At 73.0% G+C, this 26,904-nt stretch carries 24 protein-coding genes; 9 read left to right on the top strand and 15 right to left on the bottom strand.

Going from position 1 to position 26,904, the window contains the following annotated elements:
- The first annotated feature begins 252 nt into the window (after positions 1 to 252).
- The 4 genes from BU52_RS17840 to BU52_RS17825 all read left to right on the top strand — a co-directional run bounded on the left by BU52_RS17840 (position 253) and on the right by BU52_RS17825 (position 6,107).
- Positions 253 to 1,863: a dynamin family protein gene (locus BU52_RS17840; protein WP_037935395.1), complete on the top strand. Its 1,611-nt coding sequence runs from the start codon at positions 253 to 255 to the stop codon at positions 1,861 to 1,863.
- Positions 1,864 to 1,867: 4 nt separating this feature from the next.
- Positions 1,868 to 3,718, top strand: a complete 1,851-nt coding sequence (locus tag BU52_RS17835; protein WP_037935390.1) for a GTPase — start codon at positions 1,868 to 1,870, stop codon at positions 3,716 to 3,718.
- Between the two features lie 231 nt (positions 3,719 to 3,949).
- Complete coding sequence (locus BU52_RS17830) at positions 3,950 to 4,420, top strand: single-stranded DNA-binding protein (RefSeq protein WP_037935387.1); 471 nt, start codon at positions 3,950 to 3,952, stop codon at positions 4,418 to 4,420.
- Between the two features lie 280 nt (positions 4,421 to 4,700).
- Positions 4,701 to 6,107, top strand: coding sequence for a Cys-Gln thioester bond-forming surface protein (locus BU52_RS17825; protein WP_037935384.1), 1,407 nt, complete (start codon positions 4,701 to 4,703; stop codon positions 6,105 to 6,107).
- Between the two features lie 19 nt (positions 6,108 to 6,126).
- On the opposite strand, the gene BU52_RS17820 is transcribed toward BU52_RS17825, so the two are convergent.
- From BU52_RS17820 to BU52_RS36390, 8 genes are all read right to left on the bottom strand, one after another.
- Entirely contained in the window at positions 6,127 to 6,684 is a 558-nt protein-coding gene (locus tag BU52_RS17820) for a hypothetical protein (protein WP_063830015.1), read from the bottom strand.
- 279 nt (positions 6,685 to 6,963) lie between these two features.
- On the bottom strand, positions 6,964 to 8,226 hold the full coding sequence (locus BU52_RS17815; protein ID WP_037935382.1) for a tyrosine-type recombinase/integrase: 1,263 nt from the start codon (positions 8,224 to 8,226) through the stop codon (positions 6,964 to 6,966).
- Positions 8,226 to 8,372, bottom strand: coding sequence for a helix-turn-helix transcriptional regulator (locus BU52_RS17810; protein ID WP_235216372.1), 147 nt, complete (start codon positions 8,370 to 8,372; stop codon positions 8,226 to 8,228). Before BU52_RS17810 ends, BU52_RS17815 begins: the two co-directional genes overlap by 1 nt.
- Before the next feature lie 624 nt (positions 8,373 to 8,996).
- Positions 8,997 to 9,287: a hypothetical protein gene (locus BU52_RS17805; RefSeq protein WP_037935377.1), complete on the bottom strand. Its 291-nt coding sequence runs from the start codon at positions 9,285 to 9,287 to the stop codon at positions 8,997 to 8,999.
- Positions 9,284 to 9,988: a GntR family transcriptional regulator gene (locus tag BU52_RS17800; RefSeq protein ID WP_327149978.1), complete on the bottom strand. Its 705-nt coding sequence runs from the start codon at positions 9,986 to 9,988 to the stop codon at positions 9,284 to 9,286. The genes BU52_RS17805 and BU52_RS17800 overlap by 4 nt, the downstream gene beginning before the upstream one ends.
- A complete protein-coding gene (locus tag BU52_RS36395) occupies positions 9,985 to 10,254 on the bottom strand; it encodes a hypothetical protein (RefSeq protein WP_051858329.1) in 270 nt (89 codons plus the stop codon). The genes BU52_RS17800 and BU52_RS36395 overlap by 4 nt, the downstream gene beginning before the upstream one ends.
- A complete protein-coding gene (locus BU52_RS33730) occupies positions 10,251 to 10,454 on the bottom strand; it encodes a hypothetical protein (RefSeq protein WP_078903301.1) in 204 nt (67 codons plus the stop codon). The genes BU52_RS36395 and BU52_RS33730 overlap by 4 nt, the downstream gene beginning before the upstream one ends.
- Positions 10,455 to 10,762: 308 nt before the next feature.
- Positions 10,763 to 11,041 (bottom strand): hypothetical protein, encoded by a 279-nt coding sequence (locus BU52_RS36390; RefSeq protein ID WP_037935375.1) that lies wholly within the window; start codon positions 11,039 to 11,041, stop codon positions 10,763 to 10,765.
- A gap of 80 nt (positions 11,042 to 11,121) precedes the next feature.
- On the opposite strand from BU52_RS36390, the gene BU52_RS17785 reads away from it, so the two are divergent.
- The gene (locus BU52_RS17785; RefSeq protein ID WP_037935372.1) at positions 11,122 to 11,877 is read left to right on the top strand and encodes a GntR family transcriptional regulator; all 756 of its coding nucleotides are present in this window, start codon (positions 11,122 to 11,124) and stop codon (positions 11,875 to 11,877) included.
- 46 nt (positions 11,878 to 11,923) lie between these two features.
- Here BU52_RS17785 and BU52_RS17780 read toward each other — a convergent pair whose 3' ends face one another.
- The gene (locus tag BU52_RS17780) at positions 11,924 to 12,466 is read right to left on the bottom strand and encodes a DUF4262 domain-containing protein (RefSeq protein WP_157847890.1); all 543 of its coding nucleotides are present in this window, start codon (positions 12,464 to 12,466) and stop codon (positions 11,924 to 11,926) included.
- 234 nt (positions 12,467 to 12,700) lie between these two features.
- Here BU52_RS17780 and ettA point away from each other — a divergent pair, with 234 nt between their 5' ends.
- The 3 genes from ettA to BU52_RS17765 are packed head-to-tail and all read left to right on the top strand — an operon-like array spanning position 12,701 to position 15,457.
- On the top strand, positions 12,701 to 14,365 hold the full coding sequence (gene ettA, locus BU52_RS17775) for an energy-dependent translational throttle protein EttA (RefSeq protein WP_037935370.1): 1,665 nt from the start codon (positions 12,701 to 12,703) through the stop codon (positions 14,363 to 14,365).
- 4 nt (positions 14,366 to 14,369) lie between these two features.
- Positions 14,370 to 14,795, top strand: a complete 426-nt coding sequence (locus BU52_RS17770) for an acyl-CoA thioesterase (RefSeq protein WP_037935369.1) — start codon at positions 14,370 to 14,372, stop codon at positions 14,793 to 14,795.
- Positions 14,792 to 15,457 carry a hypothetical protein gene (locus BU52_RS17765; protein WP_037935366.1) on the top strand — a complete coding sequence of 222 codons (666 nt, stop codon included), beginning with the start codon at positions 14,792 to 14,794 and terminating at the stop codon, positions 15,455 to 15,457. The genes BU52_RS17770 and BU52_RS17765 overlap by 4 nt, the downstream gene beginning before the upstream one ends.
- Before the next feature lie 19 nt (positions 15,458 to 15,476).
- Here the strand turns inward: BU52_RS17765 and BU52_RS17760 are convergent, their stop codons facing one another.
- The 4 genes from BU52_RS17760 to BU52_RS17745 form a co-directional block, all read right to left on the bottom strand.
- Positions 15,477 to 16,445 carry an ABC transporter ATP-binding protein gene (locus BU52_RS17760; RefSeq protein ID WP_037935362.1) on the bottom strand — a complete coding sequence of 323 codons (969 nt, stop codon included), beginning with the start codon at positions 16,443 to 16,445 and terminating at the stop codon, positions 15,477 to 15,479.
- 58 nt (positions 16,446 to 16,503) lie between these two features.
- On the bottom strand, positions 16,504 to 19,260 hold the full coding sequence (locus BU52_RS17755; protein ID WP_037935359.1) for an FtsX-like permease family protein: 2,757 nt from the start codon (positions 19,258 to 19,260) through the stop codon (positions 16,504 to 16,506).
- A gap of 1 nt (position 19,261) precedes the next feature.
- On the bottom strand, positions 19,262 to 22,540 hold the full coding sequence (locus BU52_RS17750; protein ID WP_037935356.1) for an FtsX-like permease family protein: 3,279 nt from the start codon (positions 22,538 to 22,540) through the stop codon (positions 19,262 to 19,264).
- A 143-nt stretch (positions 22,541 to 22,683) separates the two neighbouring features.
- Positions 22,684 to 23,097 (bottom strand): globin, encoded by a 414-nt coding sequence (locus tag BU52_RS17745; RefSeq protein WP_037935352.1) that lies wholly within the window; start codon positions 23,095 to 23,097, stop codon positions 22,684 to 22,686.
- Positions 23,098 to 23,146: 49 nt separating this feature from the next.
- On the opposite strand from BU52_RS17745, the gene BU52_RS17740 reads away from it, so the two are divergent.
- Positions 23,147 to 24,130, top strand: a complete 984-nt coding sequence (locus BU52_RS17740) for a methyltransferase domain-containing protein (protein ID WP_037935351.1) — start codon at positions 23,147 to 23,149, stop codon at positions 24,128 to 24,130.
- A 26-nt stretch (positions 24,131 to 24,156) separates the two neighbouring features.
- Here the strand turns inward: BU52_RS17740 and BU52_RS17735 are convergent, their stop codons facing one another.
- Complete coding sequence (locus tag BU52_RS17735) at positions 24,157 to 25,422, bottom strand: FHA domain-containing protein (protein WP_037935348.1); 1,266 nt, start codon at positions 25,420 to 25,422, stop codon at positions 24,157 to 24,159.
- A gap of 82 nt (positions 25,423 to 25,504) precedes the next feature.
- Positions 25,505 to 26,851, bottom strand: a complete 1,347-nt coding sequence (locus tag BU52_RS17730; RefSeq protein WP_037935345.1) for a vWA domain-containing protein — start codon at positions 26,849 to 26,851, stop codon at positions 25,505 to 25,507.
- Positions 26,852 to 26,904: the final 53 nt, after the last annotated feature.

Raw genomic sequence — 26,904 nt, 5'->3', positions numbered from 1 at the left:
GGGCTCCCGCATCCTTGTCCCTGCCGCCTCGCCTCCGTGGCTCGGTGTGGAGGTTCGGTGAAGCGGTCCTGATAATCGCAGGCAGGTACGAATCGTGCACCGCTTTTGGCCTCTCGCGCACCGGGTGTTGTGCACTCGTTATGCCTGGGCTGCGCCCGTGCCTCGGTCGTCCCTTCCGTCGCTTGTGTCCTGTCGGCGCGCAGACATGCTCATATGCTTCAGAATTCCCCTAAAATTGGGCATTCTTCGCATGTGGTGACCTTGGACGTACGGCCTCAGCTGCTCGACGCACTCTCCGCCCTGCGCGACCGTGTCGCCGCCGCACGCTTCCCGCTGCCCCTGGCCGGGGCCGCACGCGCGCGTGCCAACCGCGACGAACTGCTCGCCCAGCTCGACGACTATCTGGTGCCCCGGCTGAGAGATCCCGAAGCGCCCCTGCTGGCTGTCGTCGGAGGGTCCACCGGGGCCGGGAAGTCCACCCTGGTGAACTCCCTCGTGGGCAGGCGGGTCAGCGAGGCCGGCGTGCTGCGGCCGACGACACGCACGCCGGTGCTCGTCTGCCATCCGGAGGACCACCACTGGTTCAGCGGGATGAGGGTGCTGCCCGACCTCACGCGCGTGTGGGTGCCCCACCACCAGGACCCCGCGGACGACCTGCTCCTTCCCGGCGAGGACCCCGCGCGGGTGCTCCGCGTGGAGACCGCCGACACCCTGCCCCCCGGCCTCGCCCTCCTGGACGCGCCCGACATCGACTCCCTCGTGTCCGACAACCGCGTCCTCGCCGCCGAACTCATCAACGCCGCGGACATCTGGATCATGGTGACCACCGCCGCCCGCTACGCCGACGCCGTCCCCTGGCACATGCTGCGCACCGCCAAGGAGTACGACGTCTCCCTGGTGACCGTCCTCGACCGCGTGCCCCACCAGGTCGTCTCCGAGGTGTCGCGGCAGTACGGCGCCCTGCTCACCAAGGCCGGGCTGGGCCACGTACCCCGCTTCACCGTGCCCGAGCTGCCCGAGTCGGCCTGGGGCGGCGGCCTGCTGCCCGCCACCGCCGTGGCGGCGCTGCGGACCTGGCTCGTGCACCAGACGCTGGACCCCGCCGCCCGCCAGCACGTCATGGCCCGCACCGCGTACGGCGTCCTCGACTCCCTCAACGCCCGCCTGCCCGAACTCGCGGGGGCCGCCGCCGCCCAGTACGCCGCCGCCCTGCGGCTCACCGCCGCCATCGAGAGCGCCTACGACAACGAGCACTCGCGGGTGCGCGGCCGGCTCCAGGCGGGGGCCGTGCTCGCCGGGGACGCCCTCAAGCGGTGGCGCGCCTTCCCCCTGGACTGCACCCCGGGCGAACTCCTCGACACCCTGGTGGAGAGTCTCAGCGCCCTGCTGCTGTGCGCCGTCGCCGCCGCCGACGAGCGCGTCGACGACGCCTGGCGGCGCGAACCGGCCGCGGACGCCCCGGAACTCGCCGCGCGCGCCGCCGCCCCGGAGAGCGCCGAACACCGCATCGGGCTGGCCGTACGGCGCTGGAGGCGCGAACTCGAGGAGTACGCCGAGGACGAGGTGCGGGAGCTGGACCGCGGCCCCGCGCCCGACCCCGAGATGGTCGCCGCGCTGGTCGCCACGGTGCTCCTGGGCGGCCGCCGGGCCAGGACCGCCGGAGAGGGGCTCGCCGAGCGGATCGGGGCGCACGGCGCGCTGCGGCTCCGGGACCGCGGCGGACGGCTGCTCGTGGAGCACGTGGACCGTGTCATGCACGCCGAACGTGAGCGCCGGCTCGCCCCGCTCGACGCGCTCGAGGTGCACGCGGAGCCCCAGCCCGAACTCATCGCCGCGTTGTCCGTACTGCAGAAGGAGAGGTGATCGTGTGACCGCCGCCACGGACCAGGACCACACCGAGCACCCTGAGCGTCCCGAACACCCTGAGCGTCCCGAGCACCCTGAGCGTCCCGAGCACCCTGAGCGTCCCGAACGCTCCGACCATGACGCCGAGGGCTCTCCCCGCGGGGACGTGAGTCCCTGGGACGACGGGCTGATCGCGCGGCGCGTGAACGGGAGCACCGGGGAGGAGCAGTACCGCGTGACGGAGCCCCGGGCCTCGACACCGCAGAAGGTGACGCCCCTGACGTACGGCCCCCAGCTGGGGTCGCGGCTCGACGCGCTGCGCGAGCTGGTGGGTCAGTCCCGCGCCCGGCTCGACAACCGGACCCTCGCCCAGGCGGGCCGGGTGCTCGACGAGGCGGCCGCACGGCGCGGACTCTCCGGACAGCACACCGTCGTCGCCCTCGCGGGCGCCACCGGCAGCGGCAAGTCGCAGCTTTTCAACGCGCTCGCCGGGGTGCCCATCTCGGAGACCGGCGTGCGCCGGCCGACCACCGCCGCGCCCATCGCGTGCAGCTGGAGCGACGGCGCGGCGAGCCTCATCGAGCGCCTCGGCATCCCGCCCCGGCTGAGACGGCGCCCCCTCCAGGCGACGGCGGACGCGGACGAACGGCTGCGCGGGCTCGTCCTGGTCGACCTGCCCGACCACGACTCGGCGGCCGTGCAGCACCGCGAGCAGGTGGACCGCGTCCTCGGGCTGGTCGACGCGGTCATCTGGGTCGTCGACCCCGAGAAGTACGCCGACGCCATGCTGCACGAGCGCTATCTGCGGCCCATGGCGGCCCACGCGGAGGTCATGTTCGTCGTCCTCAACCAGATCGACCGGCTGCCCGGGGACGCCGCCGAGCAGGTCCTGGACGACCTGCGGCGGCTGCTCGACGAGGACGGCATCGTCCTCGGCGAGTACGGCGAACCCGGGACGGCCGTGCTGGCACTGTCCGCGCTCACCGGTGACGGGGTCGGCGAACTGCGCGAGGCGCTCGGGCGGTTCGTGGCCGAACGCGGCGCCCCGGCCCGCCGTATCTCCGCGGACGTGGACATCGCCGCCGCCCGGCTGAGGCCCGTGTACGCCACCCGCCGCCGCACCGGGCTGAGCGAGGAGGCGCGTGAGGAGTTCTCCGACCGGCTCGCCGACGCCGTGGGCGCCACGGCGGCGGGCGAGGCGGCCGAACGCGCGTGGCTGCGCAACGCCAACCGCGCGTGCGGCACGCCCTGGCTGCGGCTGTGGCGCTGGTGCCAGGAGCGGGGCGAGCCGTCCACCGGCAGGGTCGCCCTGCGCGGCCAGACCGACGAGGAGGTCACCGCCCGCCAGCGCGTGGAGCAGGCCGTGCGCACGGTGGCCGACCGTGCCTCCGCCGGGCTGCCGGTGCCGTGGGCCCAGGCGGTGCGGGAGGCGGCCGTGCGCGGATCCCAGGGGCTGCCCGAGGCACTGGACGAGCTGGCGGTGCGCGCCGGACTGCCTCCGGGGCGACCGCCGCGGCCCGGCTGGTGGCCGGTGGCCGTGTTCGCCCAGGTGTCGATGACGGCCCTTCAGTTCGTGGGCGGGCTGTGGCTGCTGGGGCAGATCATCGGGGTGATGGCGCCGAACCTGGGGGTGCCGGTGCTGCTGATGGTGATCGGCATCGTCGGCGGGCCGCTCATCGAGTGGAGCTGCCGCATGGCCGCCCGGGGGCCGGCCCGGCGGTACGGGCTGGAGGCGGAGAGGCGGCTGCGGGAGGCGGCCGCGGGGTGCGGGCGGGCCCGCGTGCTGGATCCGGTGGCGGCGGAGCTGCTGCGGTACCGGGAGGTGCGGGAGCAGTACGGGCGGGTCGTGGGGGTGGGGACCGGGGGGAGCTGAGGCCCGGCCTGTGACGGAACCCTTCGTTCGGGGGACGGAGTTCTCCACAGGTCCTCGGTGGTCCACAGCGCTCGGCGGGCCCGGCCCGGCGGAGGCAGTCTGGCTCCACGGCGATCGCGGGACGGCTCGCGGCCGCCGCGCCAGACGGCAGCCGTACGGGACGGGCCCGTAGGCGTGTCCGCCCGGCGCCGGCACGGATGCCGGCGGGTCCGGGCGAGGGAGGGAAACGCGATGAACGAGACGATGCTGTGCGTGGTGGGGAACGTGGCGACGCGGCCGGTGTACCGGGAGACGGCCTCCGGCCCCGCGGCGAGGTTCCGGGTCGCGGTCACCGCCCGGTACTGGGACCGGGAGAAGAGCGCCTGGGCGGACGGCCACACCAACTTCTTCACGGTGTGGGCCAACCGGCAGCTCGCGACCAACGCCGCGGCGTCCCTGTCGGTGGGCGAACCGGTGATCGTCCAGGGCCGGCTGAAGGTGCGCACGGAGACACGGGAGGGGCAGCCGGGCTGGATGTCGGCGGACATCGACGCGGTGGCGATCGGCCACGACCTCGCGCGGGGCACGACCGCCTTCCGCCGCGCGCAGCGCACGGAACAGCAGACCTCACCCGAGCCCAACTGGGAGACAGTGCCCGACGATTCACCGCCCTCCGGCACCGGGAGGACGCAACGTCCGCCGGAGCCGGTAACGGTGACGTGACGTCAGTGACGAGGGCCGGCACCGCCCGCCGACCGAACTGAGGCTTATCGACGGATGCATGCCGAAACCATCCTGGTGGATTTGTCGATAAACCCTGTTCGACAAGCCTCCGGCGATAACGATTCCGAGTCGGATCAGTCCTCCGATGCGATCATCGGCAAGCGCTGTCCGCCGTCTCCTTAGGATGCCGGGCATGGCTCCTGGGTGTTCTCGGGGGCCGGAGATTCTGCTGGTGGGACCGACCCCCCACGTCAACGGGTCCTGCTCGGAAGGGAATTCGGTGTCTGTTTGGTTCTCCGCGCCGTCCGCGTGCGGACGTGGGTCGGCCCGCCTCGCCGCGGGAACGCTGGTGTCCGGACTGGTCGCCACCACCGTGCTGGCCGGTGCCGGGACGGCCGCCGCCGACGACGGGACGGCACCCGGGCACAGCGGCGCCGCGGCGACCATCACCGGACTCAAGACCTACGGCGAGGCCGTCATACGCGGCACCGCCGGGGACCAGCAGGTCTCGGCGGGACTGTTCGAGATGTCCGTCGAGGGCGGCGGCATGCTGCAGACGTACTGCGTCGACATCCACACGCCCACGCAGAAGGACGCCAAGTACCACGAGACCGCCTGGAGCGGAACCTCGCTGGGCACCAACAAGGACGCCGGCCGCATCCGCTGGATCCTGCAGAACTCCTACCCCCAGGTGAACGACCTCGCGGCGCTCGCGAAGAAGGCGGGCGTCCGCGGCCAGCTCACCGAACAGGACGCGGCGGCCGGCACCCAGGTGGCCATCTGGCGCCACTCCGACGACGTGGACGTGGACGCCGTCGACCCCCAGGCCGAGCAGTTGGCCGACTACCTGGAGAAGAACGCCCGCAACCAGCCGGAACCGAAAGCCTCGCTGACACTTGACCCGCCGGCCGTCTCCGGCCGCCCGGGCGAGCGGATCGGCCCGGTGACCGTGCGCACGGACGCGCGCAGCGTGACGGTCCTGCCGCCCGCGGACGCCACGAGCGGGGTGCGGATCGTGAACAAGAAGGGCGAGCCCGTCACCACCGCCGCCGACGGCGGCCGGCTCTTCTTCGAGGTGCCCGAGGACGAGGCGGCGGACACCGTGGAGCTCACCGCGCAGGCCTCGACCACGGTGCCGGTCGGCCGTGCCTTCGTCTCCGACAGCCGGAGCCAGACGCAGATCCTGGCCGGGTCCAGCGAGTCCACCGTCTCGGCGACGGCGAGCGCCACCTGGGCGCTGGAAGGCGCGATACCCGCGCTGTCCGCACGGGAGAACTGCGCCAAGGGCGGTGTGGACGTCACCGTCACCAACCAGGACGACGAGCCGTTCACCTTCGAACTGGCGGGCGCGGAGCACACCGTCGCGGGCGGCGCGTACCGGACGGTGACGGTTCCGCTGAGCGAGGACCGGCCGTACGACGTCACGGTCAGCGGTCCCGGCGGCTTCGAGCGGCGTTTCACCGGCATGCTCGACTGCCTGACCCGGGCCGCCGAGACCGGTACCACCACCCACACCCTCACCGGCCCGAACCCCACGCCCGTCGCCGGCACCCCGACCGACACCAACCTCGCCGAGACCGGCGCCGCCGACGTCACCCCGTGGATCGCCGGCTCCGCCATCGCCCTGGTCGTCCTCGGCGGAGCGGGCCTGGTCCTCACCCGCCGCAGGCAGACCCCGGGAAACTGAGGTCCGACGGGGAACCGGGTCAGGCGGCGCGTCCTGCCGTGCCGCCGCCACCGGCGCTCACTCCGCCGCGCGGGGCGCGCGCCCCTTGGCCGTCGGTCTCGAACGTCCCGTCCCGCAACTCGAAGCGCTGAGGAGCGGAGCAACCGATCGACGGGGTGATCAACAGGCTCACCGCGACGGGCGCGGGCTCGGTGTTCGCCGTCGAGAACTCGCAGATCGCGCCCCGCCCGGTGAGGGGGAACCAGAACCAGCCGTCCACCGCGCCGACCCGTACCTCGTCCGACGGCACGAACCGGCCGTTCTCCCGAACGGAGGCCTCCAGCCGGACGGAGGCCATCAGGGGATCGGCGGCGGAGCGTACAGCGGTCAGGGTGAACCTGACGTCGTTCAGAACCGACGACGCGATCTGCCTCGTCTCGGTGGTCCGCCCGCCGTCCGTCCGCCCGCCGTCCGTCCGCCCGTCGTGGGCATCGGCCTCGGTGCCTCCGGCGGGGACGGTCAGCAGGGCGGCGGTCGCCGCGGCGGTGACGAGCACCGCACCGCCGCGCACCAGCGCGGCCACGCGTATCGGCAGCATGATTCCTCCCTCATGCCCATGCGTCTCCCTGACGCATGAGTGCCTTCCTTTCCTTCCACCCGACAAGGGGAAAACCGCACGATTCACCCGTCCGCACGCACAACACCACCCGCTCGTACCAGCGCCGCACATCGCCGCCCGCGAAGCCGCAGGTCGGAGGCGCCGCGCCATACGCGTTTCCGCGCAGGGGTGGCGGTACGGCAAGATGGGGTGTTACTTACCGCGAGCGGGCATGAAAAGGCCCCTCACCAGCGGTTATGCCGCCGATGAGGGGCCGTGTCAGGCGGCTTGGGCCGTCCCAGGGCCGTCGTGGGCGTGACCGGCGGCCCGGTACATCGCGGAGATGGCTTTCCGGGTCCGCGTCTCGCTGGACGGCATCAGGTGCGTGTAGACCCGGAGGGTAAACCCGGGATCGCTGTGACCGAGATACAAACTCAGAGCCTTGATGCTCTCCCCGGCGTCCAGGAGGACCGAGGCGTAGAAGTGCCGGAGCGCGTGCATGCCGTGCTCGCGGGCGGCGGCGTAGCGCATGCCCTTCTCGGGGGCCGGGATGATGCCGGCGGACGCGAGGGCGGGCTTCCATGCCTGGTCGTTGAACGCCTGGCTCCAGATGGCTGCGCCGACGCCGCTCGTGAAGAGGAGCCGGTGCGTGACCTTGGGACCGGTCGGAGTCAGCCACGGCAAGGTCACGTCGACCGGAGGGAAGGCCGCCATGTGCTCGCGGAGCGCCGCCGACACCTCGGGGTCGAGGGGAACGTCCCGGAGCTTGCCGCGCTTGGGCGGGGCGAAGACCAGCGTGCCGCGCACCTTCTTGACCTGCTGGCGGACGTAGAGCCAGCCGAGGTCACCGAGGTTGTCGACGGCCAGGCCGAAGACCTCACCCTGCCGCAGCCCGCACCCGGCGCCCAGGTCCACCATGGCCCGGTACCGCTCGGGCAACCCGGCGCGTACGCCGAAGACCTGCTCAGCGGTCCACGGACGCACGCGTGACGGCGCGGGACGAGGTGCCTTGACCGATCGCGCCCGGCAGGGGTTCGAGGCCAGGAGGCGGTCGTCCACGGCCGCGTTCAGCACCGAGGACACCGCGTCGAAGATGAGGCGCCGGTACTGAGCAGAGGACACGGCGTCTTCCAGTTGGCGGTTCCAGTCGCGGATGTGCTCAGGTTGGAACGAACCGATCGGGCGCGTGCCGAGGTACGGCAGGGCGTGAAGGCGCAACCTGCCTTCGACGGCGGCCCGGCTCGTCAGGTCGGTGGTGAGAGCGCCGAGCCAGCGGTCCGCGTACTCGCGGAAGGTGACACGGGCCGCCCTCGGGTCAATGTACTGCCCCCGCGCCATGTCGGCTTCGATGCTGGTCAGCCAGGCATCAGCCAGGCGCTTTTGTTTGTCCGGGAAGCTCTTGGACTTCTCGGTGCCGTCGGGGCCGATGTAACGGGCCCGGTAGCGCATGCCCGAACCGTGGCGGTCGGTCTTGACCTTGCGGGTCTTGCCGTCCGGGCCGATCTCGGCTCGGTACCAGCGGTCTTGGATGTGTCCGGCCATCAGGCAGCCTCCCCGATACGGGAGTCCACCCAGGCCCGCACGTCGGTCGGGTCGAAGCGGAGGTGCCGGCCGACGCGGAAGCCGCGGGGACCGGTGCGCTTACGGCGCCACTGGTAGACCGTCTCGACGCTGGGCAGCTCGAACATTTCCACCAGGTCGTCTGGGGTGAGGAAGCGGTTCGGCAGCTCGGGGGACACGTCACCACTCCCGCTCTACGGGCAGGTCAGGTGACCTACGACATCGACGATCGCCGCGTTATCAACGCCCCCAGAGTGTCCAGAGTGCGGCCACTTCAAGAGATCGGATGGCCTCGGGCTCTCCTCATGAGGGGACGGTGGCTGGCGGACCTGCCGGTCGCTGTGTGAGTGCCACGGCCAGCATGCCCGGCGAGGGCTGGGTCGACCGACCGGACCAGTCATGGGAGGTCTGCCCGGTGCCGGGGCTGTCCCTTTGACATCCAACGCTGACATCAACGACTGCGGACGGCAGCGACATGCAGCAGCCACGACTGGCACCCGTGCACATGGCCCGCCCCAGGCAGGCCGAGGGCGGATCGAACTCCTAATGCGGTGCTCATCAGCGACTGAGAGCCTACGACGGCAGCAGCGGTGAATGAACTGGCCGACGCGGCCCCAAGCCAAGTCCTGTCCGTCTATGGTCCGTGCGAGGTCAACCCAATCGACGCCGATCAGCAACTACGGAAGCCCACGGCCATTGAACTGGTCAGAGCCGTGGGCTTCTTCAGGACCGCTGGTCAGCGGACGGGCTGATCAGGGGCTGCTACTCAGCCGATGACCGCGGCTGGTCGCCACACGGAGCGTGTCCCTCAGGGCCCCTGTCAGGCTCTTCGTCAGGTGCCGCAGGTCGTCCGGGTTCGTCTCGGCGTCAGCGAGCATGTCTAACGCTTGGTCCAGGAGTTCGGTGGCCATGCCGAGTTGTACTGATTCGAGGTTGTCGGCCAGACGGGACAGGTAGCCGCCACTGTCGTCGGTGCTGAGGAAGCACGGCTTGCCGTCAGGTCCTGTCCAGGGGAGGAGCCGAAGTTCGTTGGACGTCGTCATGCTTTCGCCGACCTCTCGTCGAGCACGTAGTGAGTGGTGAACACTGCGCCGGCGTGATCCCCCGGCAGCACCAGGAGCGCAGCCTCGACCACGCGTCCAGCGGTGTCGGTCGTCTGGCGTGTGACGGCGAGGACCGTCAGGGCGGAGCTGATCCGCAGGGTGGACGCCTCGTCCGGTGTCGGGAGGCGAGCGCCGATCTCCTCCCGGACTTCGGCCAGCGGCGGGCGGAGTTCCGTCAGTCGTGACATCAGTACCTCGTATGGGAGCGACTCGCGGAGCGCGGCAGGCGGCGCCAGGTCCCTCGGTACGAAGATGCGAGCCTGGCTGTGAGGCCTCTCGCCTTCGTGGCCGAGACAGAGAATCTCGGTCAGCGGGGTGCCGGGCGGGGTGTTCAGCAGGGTTGTCAGATGCCCGCTGGCCCGAACCCTGGTGACACGGAAGGTGACGCTCAGCGGCGCGAGATCCGCGACGTGCGTGTCGGGGGTTCGGACCCCTCCAACGTAGGTGATTCTGCGGAGGGGGCGGCGAACGAAGTTGCCCTTGCCATGAGCCTTCTCGACGAGGCCTTCTGCCTGGAGTACGGCGAGGGCATGGCGCAGCGTCGGGGTGCTCACCCTGTATTGCGTGGCCAGGTGTGCCTCGGAGGGCAGGCGTTCGCCGGGCTTGAGCCGGCCGGTGGCGATCCGGTCCCCGGAGGTCATCGGCGATGGCGTCGCGTCGCGAGGGCATTAGCGGGATCACCGCCTCTCACTCGCACGAGCCGCAGGGCGATGAGTCGGGTCCCAGTGTGGATCGTCAGCAACTCGCCCGAGTCGAACACGAGTCGTTTGGCCCCGCCGGGCAGTTGGAAGAGGTCAGTCACCCGGCAGTGCCGGCCCCCGACCTGGATGACGTCGCTGCGCTGCACGCTGGCCGAGGTGATCTCGACAGGGGAGAGCACCGCGCCGCTGAGTGCCGCTTCCCTCACCGTGCCGCCTCCGTCGGTACGGGGCAGTTGGCGATGGTGTGGCACGAGCAGTCGCAGACTTCATAGATCACCGGCACGTCGACCGGTGCCGTGTCCGGGGACGACTCCGCGCAGGCGTGGTGCGTACCGATCCGGCAGGAGGTCGACCGGTAGGACGCGAGCCCTGGTTGGGTGGCGTGGGGCTGTGGGCGGGAAGGCATCAGCGGTCACCCGCCGAGGCGTACCAAGGAGCGGCGTGGGGAGCACAGCTCGCGGCCTTCGAGCCATGCCATGTGCGCGCCTCACTGGCCAGTACGTACGGGCGGACGAGCGCTGTCTCCTCGCCCACGAGAACGCCCGTGTGCTCGCGGTGCCGACGCAGGACCAGCACTGCGCCGTAAGCGACTTCCGGGGACACAGTCACCGGCCGCACAGGCCCAGAGGAGCGGCGGTGTCGGCCCTTGTGGAGGTATCGCTCCCTGAGGCGCGAGGCGGTACGGCGGATACGATTGAGCACGGTGTTCAGCTCCTATCGCTGATGGCCCGGTCCCCCGACATCGCCCGTCGCGGGGACCGTTTTGTGTACGACCGCCCAGAGGGTGCGGTCGTTCGAACTGGTGGCGAGGAGGCCGAAGCGGTCAGCCGTAGCCACCGCTTCCAGGACCTCCCGCCATGACTCCGCGGAGAGTGGTTTCGGCACCTCCGCCTCGATGGCCGTGCAGTCGTCGCGCTCCTCCACGCGCGTGGCGAGCCCGACGGCCGATAACCGGGCGGCGATGGCCTCCGCGCGCACCTTGGAAGCAGGCACAGGGCAGCCCTCCGGTTAGCGGCGATCACTTTGAGTAAAGCTGGTTAACTAGATTAGAGCTAGTGGACTAGATTTTCCATATGCCTGAGCAGCCGCCCTATCTCCGCATCGCCGACGAGCTCCGGCGACGGATCGCGGAACACGAGTGGGAGCCGGGAGACCGACTGCCCTCCCGCGCCCAGATCGGCCAGGAGTACGGCGTCGGTGACAACGTGGTGCGCCGGGCGCAGGAGTTGCTGATCTCCCAAGGCGTGCTCGAAGGGCGTGCCGGTTCCGGCACCTACGTCGCCGAGCCACGGCAGCGCGTGCGCGTGGTCCGGTCATCGGCGCGTGAGCAGCCCAGCGGCTCACCGTTCCGCGCGGACATGAAGGCCGTAGGCAGGCAGGGTGACTGGGAGAGCCGGACCGAGGCCAAGGTTCCGGTGCCGGCGGAGATCGCCGCGCGTCTCGGTATCGCCGAAGGCGATCTGTGCGTGCGGACCGCGTACGAGTTCCTCGCCGACGGTCGGCCGGTGCAGTTGTCGACGAGCTGGGAGCCGTACGACCTCACCGCCGGCACACTCGTCGTCCTCCCCGAGGGCGGGCCGCACGCCGGGGCAGGGGTCGTGAACCGCATGGCGGAGATCGGCATCACCGTCAGCCACGCCGTGGAACAGCCGGAGCCGAGGCAGGCGACCGCGGAGGAGGCTTCACTCCTTGGCATTCAGAAGGGCTCACTCGTCACGCATATCAGGCGGACCTACTACAGCGACCAGGGCCGCCCCGTGGAGACCGCGGACATCGTGGTGCCCGCCGCGCTCTGCGAGATCGTCTACGAGATTCCGATCAGTCGCTAGCCGCGTAGTGGAGTAGCGGGCTCAGGGCAGGAGTCGGGACGGGATCTCAGTCGAGGGCGGTCCAGGGTCCGCTGGTTCCGTCCTTCGAGCTCCACAGCTGGGGTTGACTCGCGCGGCAGTACTCCTGCGCCCGGTCGTCCCAGGGGAACCGGCCCTCCTTGTCTGGCCAGAACAGTTGCATGATCGGGAACGGAGGCGCCTGGTAGAAGTCGATCCCGGCACCGAAGAAGCTTCGGTACCAGCTCGGGTGCACCGGCCGGACAGCCACCGAGTAGCCGTTCAGGATGTCGTCACGACGCTGGTCGGATTCCAGAGGGTGACCGTTGCGGATCTCCCGCCCCGCGACGTTCAGGACGGACATCATCGTCTCGACCCGCAGGCCGAAGATGCAGACCTCTGGGCTGCGCAAGGTGTGCCACAGGCCGATCGAGTAGGCCCAGTCCGCCGGTGCCTCGTCCCCGGCTCCGACACCCATCACGTGCCAGCCGTGGTCGGTCACATTCGCGGCTATGTGACCGTCGCGTTCGTCCAAGGCCGGGGCGTCCGTAGGGGGCGCGCACAGGAGGCAGAAGCAGGGGGAGTCATTCACCCGAGGAAGGTTACGGCGTCCTGATCATTGCTGGTGCCGGGCCGTCCCTGGGCCGTGCGAGGGTGCCCGAGGCCGACCGGTGGTGACCGACAGTGACAGGCGGGGCTCAGGCGTCATCCGGGAAAGGCCAGGTCAGGACCTCCGGGTGGAACGGGTTTCCCCCCAGGGGTGGCGGTCGGGCAAGATGGGGTGTATCTGCCCACTGCCTGATTTCAAGCTGCCGGACGGTTTCTCTTGGCTGAGTTCATTTACACCATGCGCAAGGCGCGCAAAGCGCACGGCGACAAGGTGATCCTCGACGACGTCACCCTGAGCTTCCTGCCGGGGGCGAAGATCGGTGTCGTCGGTCCGAACGGTGCCGGTAAGTCGACCGTTCTGAAGATCATGGCGGGCCTGGAGCAGCCGTCCAACGGTGACGCCTTCCTCACTCCCGGTTACACCGTGGGCATCCTGCTCCAGGAGCCCCCGCTGAACGAGGACAAGACCGTCCTGGAGAACGTCCAGGAGGGTGTCGCCGAGGTCAAGGGCAAGCTCGACCGGTTCAACGAGATCGCCGAGCAGATGGCGACCGAGTACACCGACGAGCTCATGGACGAGATGGGCAAGCTGCAGGAGCAGCTCGACCACGCGAACGCCTGGGACCTCGACGCCCAGCTCGAGCAGGCCATGGACGCCCTGGGCTGCCCGCCCGGCGACTGGCCGGTCGCCAACCTCTCCGGTGGCGAGAAGCGCCGCGTGGCGCTGTGCAAGCTGCTCCTGGAGGCGCCCGACCTGCTGCTGCTCGACGAGCCCACCAACCACCTCGACGCCGAGTCGGTGAACTGGCTGGAGCAGCACCTCGCCAAGTACGAGGGCACCGTCGTGGCCGTCACCCACGACCGGTACTTCCTGGACAACGTCGCCGGGTGGATCTGCGAGGTCGACCGCGGCCGGCTGCACGGCTACGAGGGCAACTACTCCAAGTACCTGGAGACCAAGGCCGCCCGCCTCAAGGTCGAGGGCCAGAAGGACGCCAAGCGGCAGAAGCGGCTCAAGGAAGAGCTCGAGTGGGTGCGGTCCAACGCCAAGGGGCGGCAGGCCAAGTCCAAGGCGCGTCTCGCCCGGTACGAGGAGATGGCCGCCGAGGCCGACAAGATGCGGAAGCTGGACTTCGAGGAGATCCAGATCCCGCCGGGCCCGCGCCTGGGCAGCGTGGTCGTCGAGGTCAACAACCTCACCAAGGGCTTCGGCGAGAAGCTCCTCATCGACGACCTGTCGTTCACGCTGCCGCGCAACGGGATCGTCGGCATCATCGGGCCGAACGGCGCCGGCAAGACCACGCTGTTCAAGATGATCCAGGGGATCGAGGAGCCCGACTCCGGGTCCATCAAGGTCGGCGAGACGGTCAAGATCTCGTACGTCGACCAGAGCCGGGAGAACATCGACCCGAAGAAGACGCTGTGGGCCGTCGTCTCCGACGAACTGGACTACATCAACGTCGGCCAGGTCGAGATGCCCTCGCGGGCCTACGTCTCCGCCTTCGGGTTCAAGGGACCGGACCAGCAGAAGCCGGCCGGCGTGCTCTCCGGCGGTGAGCGCAACCGGCTGAACCTCGCGCTCACGCTCAAGCAGGGCGGCAACCTGCTGCTCCTCGACGAGCCGACCAACGACCTCGACGTCGAGACGCTCAGCAGCCTGGAGAACGCCCTCCTGGAGTTCCCCGGGTGCGCCGTGGTCGTCTCCCACGACCGGTGGTTCCTGGACCGCGTCGCCACGCACATCCTCGCCTACGAGGGCGACTCCAAGTGGTTCTGGTTCGAGGGCAACTTCGAGTCGTACGAGAAGAACAAGATCGAGCGGCTGGGGCCGGACGCGGCGCGTCCGCACCGCGCCACCTACAAGAAGCTGACCCGGGGCTGATCTCTTGCGGCACATCTACCGCTGCCCGCTGCGCTGGGCGGACATGGACGCGTACGGCCACGTCAACAACGTGGTGTTCCTCCGCTATCTGGAGGAAGCACGCATCGACTTCCTGTTCCGTCCGGACAAGGACTTCAAGCAGGGGTCCGTGGTGGCGCGCCACGAGATCGACTACAAGCGGCAGCTCGTCCACCGGCACACGCCCGTGGACATCGAGCTGTGGGTCACGGAGATCAGGGCGGCGTCCTTCACCCTCACCTACGAGGTGAAGGACGGCGACGACCAGATCTATGTCCGTGCCGCGACGGTCATCGTGCCGTTCGACTTCGAGACGCAGCGTCCGCGCCGGATCACCGACGAGGAGCGCGAGTTCCTCGAGGAGTACATGGACGACGCCGTGGACAAGAAGGAGGAGGCCGTCGCCGCATGACGGTGCTCCACCTCGCCGACGGGGGGGAGGCCGCGGATCTCGCGGCCTTCCTCTCCCGGCTGCTGCACTACGACCGTTCCGCCGCGGTGCGGCTGCAGGCGGCCGGTACGGCCCTGGCCGTCTTCGGCCGTCCGCCGTCCTTCGAGGTGCTCGCGATCCGCGCCGTACGGCTGGCGAAGCCGTACGAGAACGGGCTCGACGTCACGCTCGACGTGACCGTGTCCGCGGGTGAGCTGCTGGAGTCCGTGGACGAGTCCGCCGCCACGGCGGCCGTACCCGGTGCGGTGACCGGACCGCCGTGGGCCGGGGTGCTGCCGCCGCGCGGCGGCTGGCAGGCGGAACCCGGGCTCCCGGCACCCGAGGAACTGCGGGGGCTCGTCGCCGCGTCGGTCGCGGAGTTCCGTTCCCGTACGGAGACACTGCCGCCCGAGCGGCGCACCCGTGCCGAACTCGACCGGACCGGACGGGAGATCTGGTCCCGCACGGTCGCGGGGACCGGCCTGCCGGTGCGGGCGGTGCACGCCGCGCAGTCGCTGGGGTTCCTGCGGGGCACCGAGCAGACCCTGCTCTCCTCGGGGTCCTGGCTCCGGCTGCGTACGCCCTACGGCTCGGTCGCCGTGCGCCGGGCGGGGATCGGCGCGCTGGGCCTCAGCGTGCGCTGACGCCGGCCCGCCCGGCCGCTCACTCCCGGTCGCTGTCGTCCGGCCGGACGGCGATGTGGTCGGGTTCCAGTTCCAGCGCGACGCGGTCGCGCATGCCCAGGGCCCGGGTGTACTCCGCGGGCAGCTGGAGGCGGCCCGCGCGGTCCAGCATGGCGTACTCGCGCGCGACCACCCTCTCGTGGCCGGTGACGGCGTCCACCTCGCTGCGGCGCAGCACCTCGGTGGAGGTGCGGCCGTCGCGGATGGCGACCGTGCGGCGCACCTCGCCGGCCACCGCCTGGTCGTGGGTGACGATCACGACGGTCGTGCCGAGCCGTTCGTTCGCGGTGCGGAACGCGGCGAAGATCTGTTCCGCGGTGTGGGAGTCCAGCTCACCGGTGGGTTCGTCCGCGAGCAGCACCGACGGATCGCCCGCGAGGGCCACGGCGATGGCGACGCGCTGCTGCTGGCCGCCGGACATCTCGTGCGGGCGGCGGTCCCGGCAGTCGGCGACCTCCAGCAGCTCCAGCAGTTCCCGGGCGCGTTCGGCGCGGGCGCGGCGCCCGGCCCGGGAGCGGCCGCGGCGTCCGGCCAGCTGCATCGGCAGCGCGACGTTCTGCGCCGAGGTCAGATAGGGCAGCAGATTGCGGGAGGTCTGCTGCCAGACGAACCCGACGACCTCACGGCGGTAGGCGAGGCGGTCCTTGGCGCTCATCGTGAGCAGGTCACGGCCGGCCACCCGCGCCGCGCCGGCCGTCGGGGTGTCCAGGCCGGCCAGGATGTTCATCAGGGTGGACTTGCCGCTGCCGGAGGCGCCCACGAGCGCCATCAGCTCGCCCTCGCGCACCAGCAGGTCGAGTCCCTGCAGCGCCTGCACCTCCACACCGTCCGCGGTGAACACGCGGACCAGCCGGTCGCAGGTGATGAGCGCGTCATGGCCGTAGGCCGGGCGGTCGCGGTCGGCGGCGACGCGGCCGGCGAGATCCGCCAGGGTGGGGTTCGAGGTCATGGGGAGCAGCCTCCTGCGGGGAGAAGTCGACGCGGCACGACGGCGTGCCGGGGCGGGTTCACCGGGCGTCCCCGGCCCGGAGCTCGCGCACCGGGCCCCTGCGCCCCGACCACCAGGCCTGCGCCGCGGAGATCCCGACGGTCAGGGCGACCACGGCCAGAGCCGGCACCACCAGCGACACCGGGTCGGTGCGCAGCGCCGCCCGGCCCGCCGGGGACGAGGACGCCGAGACGGCGATGGTCGTCAGGTCGATGCCGGGCGACAGCAGTTGGACGGCGGCCCAGGCCGTGAGGATGCCGCCGCCCGCCGCGAGCAGCGCCTGCGGCAGCGACTCCAGGACGAGCAGCAGACGGCCCTGCGCCCGGGTGAGGCCCATGGTGCGCAGCCGGGCCAGCAGCGCGGCCCGCTCGGGGGCGGCGCGCAGCAGGGTCAGCAGCAGCGCGAGCACGGCGTACCCGGCACCGGCCGCCACCGCCGCCGTGTAGAGGCGCTCGGCGCCGGACTGCAGCGGCGAGCCGACGAAATCCGCGAGCCTCTCCGTGCGGAGCTGGACCCGCGCGGCGCCGCCGGCCGCCTCGCGCAGCGCGTCCGCGTCGGGACGGTCGCCGGTGACCAGCAGCGCGGTCGGACGGGCGGACTTCGCGGGCAGTCCCGACCGGTCCACGAGCAGGAACTCCTGCCCGGCCAGCACCGGTGTCCGCTCCCGCACCACCACGATCCGTACGGTGACGGAGCGGCCCGCGTCCAGGCGCACCGGGAACGGCCGGGTGCCGTAACGGTCGGCCACCTCGGGGGAGGCCAGGGCGGGCAGTGCCCCGCCGCCGGGGGCACCGGACGTCTTCAGCTCGTCCGCGTCGAACGCCCCGATGCCGGTGTGCCGGGTGAGTGCCGCGTAGCCGGCCGGGTCGACACCGGCCACCGGCACGGTCAGCCTGCCGTCCGAGGCGTAGGAGTAGTGGAAGACGCTCACGGCGGTGACGTCCCGCACCCCCGGTGCCCGCCGGACCTTCCCGGCGAGGTCCGACGGCAGGGCCCGCACACCCTCGACGCGGGCGTCGGCGCCGACGGCGACCGTGGCCGCGCGGTCCCGGGCGTCGGCCACCCCGGCGAGGACGCTGCCGCCGAAGGCGGCGGTGGTCAGCGCGGTCAGCAGCGCCAGCAGGGGCAGCACCGCGGACCCCGGCGCACGGCCCGCGCGGGCCAGCGACAGCGGCCCGACCACGCCGCGCAGCCGCGCCGCCGGACGGGCCAGCCCGCGCAGCGGCAGCGGGTGGAGGCGCACCAGCAGCAACGCGGCGATCATCCCGACCAGCACCGGCGCGAACGGCACCAGTCCGTCACCGGACGCCGTCCCGCCGTCCGCCGCACCACGCGTGCGCAGCGTCACCACCGCGCCCACCGCCAGGGCGAGCAGCGTGAGTTCGGCGACCGTGCGCCGCCGCGACGGACGGGCCGAGGCGACGTCGTCACGGGCGGCGTGCACGCGCACCGCGCGGTGGGCGGCGACGGCCCGCAGCGGCGGCGCCACACAGGCGAGGAAGGCGACGGCGCCGGCGGCGGCCACGGCGTACGGCAGCCGGGTCCCGGGGACCGTGAGCCGGGCGGCGGCCAGTCCCAGCGCGGCGGCGGGCACGGCGACCACCGCCGTCTCCGCCAGCAGCCGGCCCGCGAGACCGCGCAGGGAGGCGCCACGGGCCCGCAGCAGGGCGAGTTCGGTGCGGCGCCGGTCGGCGGCGAGGGAGCCGGCCATGATCAGCACGACGGCCGCGACCGTGCCGGTGCCGAAGGCGGCGACGGCGACGACCGGTCCGATGGCCGCCCGCAGCCGGGCGTACTCGCCGAGCACGTCGTCGAGCGAGGTCTCCGCGAGCAGGGTGGCGGAGGCGGCCGTGCTCGCCCGCTGGAGCAGCGGGCCCGCCTCCAGGGAGGCCACGGCCGACGTCAGTCCCGGCAGGTCGTGGGCGTGCAGGGCGGAGGTGTCCGGGGCCAGCATCCAGTACCGCTCGGGCATCCCGCCGGTGCCCAGCAGGGCCGGGCCCGCGTCGGGGGGGAGCAGCAGCGCGCCGACCCAGTACTGGTTGCGCGACGGGTCGTCGGGCCGGGTCGTCCGGTACGGGGTGCGCAGCACGGGCGTGGCCGACCAGTACGCCTCCTGCGGGGCGCGCGGTTCGACGATGCCCGTGACCCGCACCACGAGCGGGTCGCGTTCCACGGCGGGCACGTGGAGTACGGAGCCCACCTCGATGTTCAGCTTCCGAGCCGTCTCGCCGCTGACGGCGGCCTCCACGGCCGTCGTCGCGGCGGTGACGTCGCCCGGGGCCTTCGGCAGCCGGCCCGCCCGCAGCCGGGAGTGGCCGGCGAGCCCGCTCCGGGCGACGAGGTGGAACTGCGGGGGTACCCCGTCCGGCCGGGACAGCCAGGGGTCCGGGACCTCGAGCCGCCGGGTGGTGCGCACCCCGTGGGACGACTGGTCCGCGTCGAGCGGGAGGGCGCGCCCGGACAGCGCGAGGATCCTGTCGTACGGTCCGCGCGCGGCGTCCCGGCGCAGCTCGGCCTCCCGCATCTCCTGCGGCAGGGCGGCGTCGGCGTGGGAGGTGAAGAGCTGGACGGTGGTGCGGCCGGGCCCGGCCACCTCCATCTCCCGGCGCAGTCCCGCGTCGCCGTACCGGTCCACGGCGAGCGGCAGCGCGGCGGCCAGGAACGCGGTCACCGCGACCAGCACCGCGAGCGCCACCGAAGCCCCGGGCGCCGACCGCAGCCGCGTGCGCACCCAGGGCGCGACCGCGCGCGGCCGCCTCCCCCTCCGGAAGGTCACGTCACTCGCCTCCCCGTTCGCGCAGAGATGTCACCGAATCCGCCCTGCGCAGGGACAGCACGGCCGTGATCAGCAGGGGGGCCGTGGCCACGGCGGCCAGCAGGGCCGCCACCCGGAGGGGAGGCAGTTCCACCAGTACCTCCGGGACCGGGCGGCCGGCCTCCGCGGTCAGCATGATCAGGGGGACCACGGCACGGGCCAGCACCGCGCCCAGCACCACGCCCACCACCAGCGCCAGACCGACCAGCACCCCCTGCTCGACGAGCACCACCCGCGCCAGCCGCCGCCGGGAGGCGCCGAGGGCGCGCAGCACGGCGAACTCGGCGGACCGCTCGCGCAGCGACCCGGCCGCGCTCACCGCGAACCCGACCGCCGTCAGCGCCGCCGCCGCGAGGGCCGCCGCCCCGAACGCCGTGCCCGGACCGGCGCCGAACGGGTCGTCGCGCAGCGCCTCGGCGATCTCGTCCCGCACCACCACGCGGGACGGATCCATGTCGGGGCGGTCGCGCAGCGCGGCGGCCACCCGCTCGGTCCGGCCCGGCTCGACCGCGAGCCACCACTCGTTCGGCGGCACTGCCTCGTCCTGGCGCTCCTGGAGCACCCGGTTGACGGACCGCAGATCGACCAGCAGGGCGCCCCCGTCGTCCTTCCCGCCGCCCGGCACGGACGGCAGCGCCCGCACCGCCCGGACGATCCGCACCGGAACGGTGGCCCCGCCGATCCGCACGTCCAGCCGCTGCCCGGGCCGCGCGCCCGTGGAGGCGAGGTAGCGGTCCGTGGCCACGCCGGTGACCTCGGGCGCCGCCGGCTGCGGGACCCTCAGGCCGATGGTGAGCGGCGAGGGCTGCCAGATCAGGTCCGGCGGCTGGTACCCGGTGGCGTAGGTGATGGTCGCCGGGTCGCCCGGGACCGCGCGGGGCCTGGTGGGGCTCGTCTTCGCGCCGGGGGAGGACGCCGCGCCGTCGGCGCGGGCCGACAGTTCCCAGGTGGCCGGCAGCGGCAGCTCCCGCTCCCGGCCGCCGGTGTCGGTGGCGGTCAGCGCCGCCAGGGTGAGACGGTGCCGCTCGCCCTTCCCGAACGGCTGCAGCAGGTCCAGCCGGAGCCCGGTCAGCGTGAGTGCGCCGGGCGGCGCCCCGGCGAGCGCCGTGAGGTCGAGGGTGAGCGCGTGCGGCCGCCCGTCGGTGGGCAGTCCGCCGAGGCCGAGCGTGTACGGCGTGCCGGAGGAGTCCTCCACCGTGGCGTGGACGTCGATCGCGGTCTCGGGGGCCGCGCCCCGCATCCGGGCGGTGAGCGCGAGGCGCGCGGTGCCCGCCGGGACGCGCACCCCCGCCGAGGTGGTCCCGGGCGACAGTCCGGCGACCGCCGTGCCCACCGGCACCCGCGCCAGGTCGGGGCGCATCAGCAGCCACTCAGCCGCCCGCGTGGTGTCCAGCGCGAGCACGGTCGCGGTCCTGCCGCCGGACAGCGGCACGGTCGTACGGGAGGCGGGGGCGGCCCGGCGGACGCCGGGGACGGCCGCGTACGTCTGCGTGTGGCCGAACTCGCTCTCCCCGGCGGCCAGCACGCGCACCTGGGCGCCGGCCCGGAAGTCCGCCTGGTCGTCCTGCGAGCGCTCCCACGAGGAGCCCTGTCCGATCGCGAGCATGCCGAGCGCCACGGCGAGCACCAGCAGCAGCACCGGTCCCGTCCCGCGCATCGGGCGGCGGCTCAGCTGCCAGCCCGCCAGCGCACCCGGCAGCCCCCGGCCGGCCGCCGCCCGGCGCTCGGCGAGCCGCGCCAGCGGCGGCAGCAGCCGCAGCGTGAGCACCGTGCCGGCGAGCAGCGCCAGCGCCGGGGCGACCACGAGCAGCGGATCGACCCCGAGGTCCTCGCCGACGGCACCGGAGGGCCGGCGGCTCAGCTGCCAGTACGCCACACCGGCCACCACCAGCAGCCCCAGGTCCGCACCGGCGCGCACCACGCCCGGCAACGGCTTGGCACGGCCGGCCGTGAAGGAGGACAGGAGCGCCGGAAGGGTGACGGCGAGTGCGCAGCCCACCGCCACCGCCGCCGACACCAGCCACACGGAGCCCTGTCCGGTGACCGCACCCACGGAGGCGTCCAGGCGCAGTCCGATCCGGGCCAGCGCCCCCTGACCGGCCAGCAGCCTGGTGAGCGGTCCCGCCAGCAGCGGGGCGCAGGCCGCCGCGGGCACGGCCAGCAGCAGCGCCTCCAGCGCGGCGAGCCGGGCCACCTGGACGCGTGAACCGCCGCGGGCCCGCAACAGCCGGGTCTCGCCCGCCCGTTCGGCGCTCAGCAGCCGGGCCACCAGCAGCAGGGCGCAGGCGGCGAGAAGGGCGAGCTGGAGGGCGATGACCAGCAGCGTGGAGCGGGAGACGAGCAGGGAGCGCTCGACGCGGTCCAGCGCGGCGGGCAGGTCGCTCGCGGCGGTCGCCGTGCCGCCCAGCGCCGCGGCCTTCGGCAGGGCGGCGGTGCCCTCACGTGCCGCCTCGCGCAGCGCGTCGACACGCTCGCCGGTCATCGACGAGAAGTCGGCCGACGCCAGCCAGCCCGACGCGCCCGCGCTGACCCGGTTCCCGGTGAACACGGCGGGGTCGGCCAGCAGGGGGCCGTACGTCGTGAAGTGGAGCGTGACGATGCCGCGGCCGTGCAGCTCGTCCAGGCGCCAGTACGGCGCCGCGGTGTCGACCGGCCGGTACAGGCCGGTGACGCGGACCGTCGCCGGCGGGCCCGCGAGCCGGTTGTCCAGGGTGAGCCGGGTGCCCGGCTTCACGCCGAGGGCCCGGGCGGCGGACTCCGGGAGGGCCGCCTCGATCTCCGCACCGGCGTCCGGGCGGGGCATCCGGCCCTCGGTGACGCGTACCTGGGCGGGGTCCAGCGCCGCGAAATGGGTGAGGTCCGGGTCGTCGTCCGGCGCCGCGCGCCCGTCCGGTGCGCGCAGGGAACCGGGCAGGGCGTACGGGCCGGAGCGGGTCAGCGTGCGCAGGGTCACCGGGAGCCCGTCGAAGGCCTCCCGCGCGGCCTCGCGCACGGCACGGTCCGCGGCGGCACGCCGGCCGGCGGGGATCTCGGCCTCGACGGTGAGGGTGGTGTCGGCGGCGTGACGGGGATCCGACAGGGCGTGCCGCAGGGCGGCGTCGCCGATCGTGGTGGAGTAGGCGGTGAGGGTCGCCAGCACCGCCGTGGTCAGCAGGACCGTGAGGAGCGCGGCCGCGAGCAGGGGGCGGTGAGCCCGGGCGCGGGCGAGGACGAATCGTGCCGGGCCCCCTGCGGCAGTCACTCAACCCCCCGTGGTTGTGCGGACCTTCGGGTGATGCTGTCAGAGGGGGCGGGGCGGGGGTAACCGGTTGGTGCGCGGGCTTGACCGGATTGTGATCGGAACGCGGTGCGGGGGGATCGGAGTACGACCGTCCGGGCCGTCCGTCAGTCCGGAGAGTTGATCATGGACGCCGCCGCGTACGTCAGGTACTTCCACAGGGTCTGTTCGTGCTCCTCGGGCAGGCCCAGCTCGTCCACGGCGTCGCGCATGTGCCTCAGCCACGCGTCGTGGGCCGCGCGGTCGACCTTGAACGGGACGTGCCGCATCCGCAGCCGCGGGTGGCCGCGGTTCTCGCTGTAGGTGGTCGGGCCACCCCAGTACTGCATGAGGAAGAGCGCGAGCCGCTCCTCGGCCGGACCCAGGTCCTCCTCGGGGTACATGGGCCGCAACAGCGGATCGTCCGCCACTCCCTGGTAGAAACGGTGGACGAGCCGGCGGAAGGTCTCCTCCCCGCCGACCTGCTCGTAGAAGGTCTGCTCCTGAAGCGTGCCGCGCCGAATCTCTGTCACGCCGTCCATGGTCTCAGACGCGACGGCGTAGGACTCAAGGCCTCAGTACGGTGGAGACATGGACGGCCACGACCGTGAGGCGCGAGACGATCCCGCCGCGGTGGCGCGGGCGGCGCTCGTGCGGGAGATCGGCGCGAGCGGGGCCTTCCACGCCGATCCGGTGTGGCGGGAGGCGTTCGCCGCCGTACCGCGCCATCTGTTCGTGCCGTACTACTACGTGGGTGTCGTCGGCGGATACGAACGCCGGTGGGGTGAGCACCCCGACCCACGGGAGCGCGAACGGTGGCTGCGCGGCGCCTACGAGGACGCCCCGCTGGCGACCCGGCTGCGGGACGGCGAGCTGCTCTCCTCCAGCAGCCAGCCCTCCCTCATGGCGCTGATGCTGGCCGGCCTCGAGGTCCGGGACGGGCAGAAGGTCCTGGAGATCGGCACGGGCAGCGGCTACAACGCCGCCCTGCTCGCCCACCGGCTCGGCGACGACCTGGTCACCACCGTCGACCTCGACCCGGAGATCACCGAGTCGGCCCGCCGGCACCTCGACGCCGCCGGACACCGTCCGGCCGTCGTCACCGGCGACGGCACGCGCGGGGTGCCGGCACGCGCTCCCTACGACCGGATCATCGCGACCTGCGCCCTGCCGTCCGTGCCGCGTGCCTGGCTCGCCCAGTGCCGCCCCGGCGGCCGGATCCTCGCCCCCTTCGCCACCGGACTCGTCGCCCTCACCGTGCGCGACGCCGGGCACGCCGAGGGCCGCTTCCTGCACACGCCCGCCTACTTCGTGCCGCTGCGCGGCGCGGGACGGTCGTGGCGGGAGCAGCCCGACCTGGAGGGGCTGCCGCCCGCGGCCCGGGGGAGCGATCTGTTCCGGTTCCTGCTCGCGCTGACCGCCGGCGCCCTCGACCCGCGGCGGGCGTACGACCTGTGGGAGGACGCGGGCAGGCCGCAGCGCGAACGCTACGGCCTGACCGCCGACGCCGAGGGCGACCGCGTCTGGCTGGACGAACCCGGGGGGCCGCACGTCTGGCCGGTGCCCGCCGCCTAGCCCCGTCCGGCGGACGGGGCTCCGGCTCAGCCCCGGCGGATGGTGATCGTCGTCCAGGCGCCCACGTGGACGCGGTCGCCGTCCTGGAGCGGGACCGGGACGAACGGCTGGATCGGCTCGTCCGAGCCGTTGACCGTCGTGCCGTTCGTCGAGTTCTGGTCGACGACCGCCCAGGTGCCGTCCGGTTGCTGGACCAGCACCGCGTGCTGGTGCGAGACGCCCGGGTCCTCAGGCGGCGTGGACAGATCGATGTCGGGGGTGTCGCCGGTGGAGTGGCGGCGGCGGCCGATGGTGATCTGGTTGCCGGTGAGCTGGCGCTGCTGCTCGGGCGAGTACGCGGGCAGGTTCAGGCCCGCGGCCTCGGGGCCGGAGCGCTGCATCATCGCCATGAAGTACTCGCGGTCCGGGCCGATGGTCGCGGTCCAGGTCGCCGGGCCCTGCGGGGGGCGGGGCTGCTGCGGGAACCCACCGGGCCCGGGCGGCGCCTGGGTGCCACCGGGCTGCGGGTAGCCGTAACCGCCCCCCTGACCGGGGCCGTTCGGGCCACCGGGGCCACCGGGGCCACCGGGGCCGCCCGGCGGGGAGATCACCCAGTCGTCGTCACCGCCGCCGAAGGACGGCCCGCCCTGCTGGGGGCGGCCGGTGTCCTGCGGGAACCCGGGCGGGGCCGGCGGCCCGGGCTGGAACGCCTGTGGAGCGCCGGGGCCGCCGTGACCTCCGTGGCCTCCTGGACCTCCGTGTCCACCCGGTCCGGGCGGCGGCGGAACCGGGCGCGAGGGGTCGCCGCCGAAGCCGGGCGGGCCCGGCGGGATCGGCTCGGCGGGCCGGTTCATCTGCGAGGGACGCGAGCCCTGGTAGTCGAAGGAGTCACCGCCGTACGAGGGGCCGGGCGGCTGCTGCTGGAAGGGCCCGCCCGGACCGGGGCCGGGGGCCGGCGGGCGCGGGGCGGCCGGGGTGTACGACGTCGCCGTGTTCGTCAGGAAGTTCCACCGGCACTCCTCGCAGAAGGGCGCACCGCCCTCCCGCGGCGTGCGGCACTGCGGGCACAGCTCCGTACGGCCACCGGGACCACCGGGGCCACCGGGGCCACCGGGGCCGCCGTAACCGCCGGGGCCGCCGTAACCACCGGGGCCTCCCGGGCCACCAGGGCCGCCGGGCGGCGGGAAGCCGTAGCCGCCACCGGGCGCCGGCGGCGGGGGAGGAGGTGGGGGCACGGCACCCGCCATGCGGTGACCGCACACCTCGCACCAGTCGTCGGAACCCGACTGGTGTCCGTTCGGGCAGGTCGGCATGTCGGCGCTTCCCCCTCTCCTTGTCCGGTCGGTTCCGACCGGATTTCTCCAACCCCTGGGGGTCGGGCTCGATTACTACAGATCACTTCTTTACACGAACGGTCTTGGTCGACCGGGTCTCGAGTGTCATCTCGTCGGCCTCCTCCACCTTCGCCTTCAGTCGCACAGTACCGGTCGCGGCGTCAACGACGTCCACCACCTTCGCAAGCAGTTTCGCAGTATCCGCGTTGCCGGACGCACTCGCGAGCTGAACGGCACGGCCCAGTTTGGCCGTTGCTCCGTCGAAATCGCCCACTTTGCGCAGATCGAGCCCCTGCTGGATGACCTGGGCGAGTTCGGCCTGCCCGGTGTAGTGGGCGACCTGGGGGTTGATCGACGTCGACGCGGCCATGTCGTCGGTCCACACGGCCCGCACCAGACCCTGCGCCCCGAGGTTGCGCACGTTCCCCCCGGGCTCCGGAACGACCAGCGACAGCCGGGCCGCCAGCATCTCCCGGCCGATGCCCGCGGGCGGGACCTCGACACAGATGTGGTAGTCACGGGACTCGTCCCCCCAGGAGCCGAGCGGGTAGTCGCCCGCCCGCGGGCCCGCCCCGGTGCGGCGGCCGGTGAGCTCCTCGACCGTCGGAGCGACCTGTTTGACGAACCTCACCGCCGTGCCGACCGGGGTCCACAGCCGCAGCCAGACGTCCGCGACCTCCTTGCCCATCGCCGTCTCCATCATCCGCGTGAAGTCGGCGGCGAGTCCGGACGGGTCGGCGACGATGTCGGCGGTGCCGAGGAGCGCGGAGGCGATGCCTGTGACTTCCTTCACTTCCCAGTCGGTGCCCACACCGCGCGCGTCACAGGTGAACCGGCCGGCGCAGGAGTCCAGCGCCGCCTTCAGGTCCTCCGGCGACTCGTGCTCGTTGCGGCCGTCGGTGAGCAGGATCCCGTGCCGGATGGCCACGTCCGCCGACGCCAGCAGCCGGTCGGCCAGCCGCAGCCAGGTGCCGATCGCCGTGCCGCCGCCCGCACTCAGCCTCCGCAGCGCCTGCTTGGCCTGCTCGCGGGTGGTGGCGTCGGCGACCGCGAGCCCGCCGGCACCGGGGTAGACCTCCTTGGCCACGTGGGTGCCGCCGACCACGGCGAAGTGCGTGCCGTCGCGCAGGGCGTCGACCGCGGCGGCCGTCGCGTCGCGGGCGTTGCGCATCTTGGCCGGCGGATGGTCCATCGAGCCGGAGCAGTCGACCATGAGGACCACGGCCGCCGACGGTCCCTCACCCGGCGCGTAGAGGTGGGGCGCGGTCACCGCGCTGCCGATGGTGCCGCCACCGGTCGCCGTCACCGTCACGATGGCGTTGACCTCGCGGCCGCCCTCCGGCAGGTACTCGTTCTGGTACACGTCCACCGAGAACCGCGGCACGTTCGGTTTCGAGAAGATGGCCATGCCTGTTCGCTCCCCCCTCGGATGCCCCGGCGGCGCGGGGCGACGACGGATGC

It is taken from the genome of Streptomyces toyocaensis, from assembly GCF_000725125.1.
In the GTDB taxonomy this organism is placed as follows: domain Bacteria; phylum Actinomycetota; class Actinomycetes; order Streptomycetales; family Streptomycetaceae; genus Streptomyces; species Streptomyces toyocaensis.
This window is presented reverse-complemented; position numbering and strand designations above follow the sequence as displayed.

What these genes read in the sequence shown, in the direction of transcription:
- BU52_RS17830 (WP_037935387.1), top strand. Translation starts at nt 3,950, where the DNA reads ATGAACGAGACGATGCTGTGCGTGGTGGGGAACGTGGCGACGCGGCCG.
- BU52_RS17820 (WP_063830015.1), bottom strand. Translation starts at nt 6,684, where the DNA reads ATGCTGCCGATACGCGTGGCCGCGCTGGTGCGCGGCGGTGCGGTGCTC.
- BU52_RS17815 (WP_037935382.1), bottom strand. Translation starts at nt 8,226, where the DNA reads ATGGCCGGACACATCCAAGACCGCTGGTACCGAGCCGAGATCGGCCCG.
- BU52_RS17810 (WP_235216372.1), bottom strand. Translation starts at nt 8,372, where the DNA reads ATGTTCGAGCTGCCCAGCGTCGAGACGGTCTACCAGTGGCGCCGTAAG.
- BU52_RS17805 (WP_037935377.1), bottom strand. Translation starts at nt 9,287, where the DNA reads ATGACGACGTCCAACGAACTTCGGCTCCTCCCCTGGACAGGACCTGAC.
- BU52_RS17800 (WP_327149978.1), bottom strand. Translation starts at nt 9,988, where the DNA reads ATGACCTCCGGGGACCGGATCGCCACCGGCCGGCTCAAGCCCGGCGAA.
- BU52_RS33730 (WP_078903301.1), bottom strand. Translation starts at nt 10,454, where the DNA reads ATGCCTTCCCGCCCACAGCCCCACGCCACCCAACCAGGGCTCGCGTCC.
- BU52_RS17785 (WP_037935372.1), top strand. Translation starts at nt 11,122, where the DNA reads ATGCCTGAGCAGCCGCCCTATCTCCGCATCGCCGACGAGCTCCGGCGA.
- BU52_RS17765 (WP_037935366.1), top strand. Translation starts at nt 14,792, where the DNA reads ATGACGGTGCTCCACCTCGCCGACGGGGGGGAGGCCGCGGATCTCGCG.
- BU52_RS17760 (WP_037935362.1), bottom strand. Translation starts at nt 16,445, where the DNA reads ATGACCTCGAACCCCACCCTGGCGGATCTCGCCGGCCGCGTCGCCGCC.
- BU52_RS17745 (WP_037935352.1), bottom strand. Translation starts at nt 23,097, where the DNA reads ATGGACGGCGTGACAGAGATTCGGCGCGGCACGCTTCAGGAGCAGACC.
- BU52_RS17740 (WP_037935351.1), top strand. Translation starts at nt 23,147, where the DNA reads ATGGACGGCCACGACCGTGAGGCGCGAGACGATCCCGCCGCGGTGGCG.
- BU52_RS17735 (WP_037935348.1), bottom strand. Translation starts at nt 25,422, where the DNA reads ATGCCGACCTGCCCGAACGGACACCAGTCGGGTTCCGACGACTGGTGC.
- BU52_RS17730 (WP_037935345.1), bottom strand. Translation starts at nt 26,851, where the DNA reads ATGGCCATCTTCTCGAAACCGAACGTGCCGCGGTTCTCGGTGGACGTG.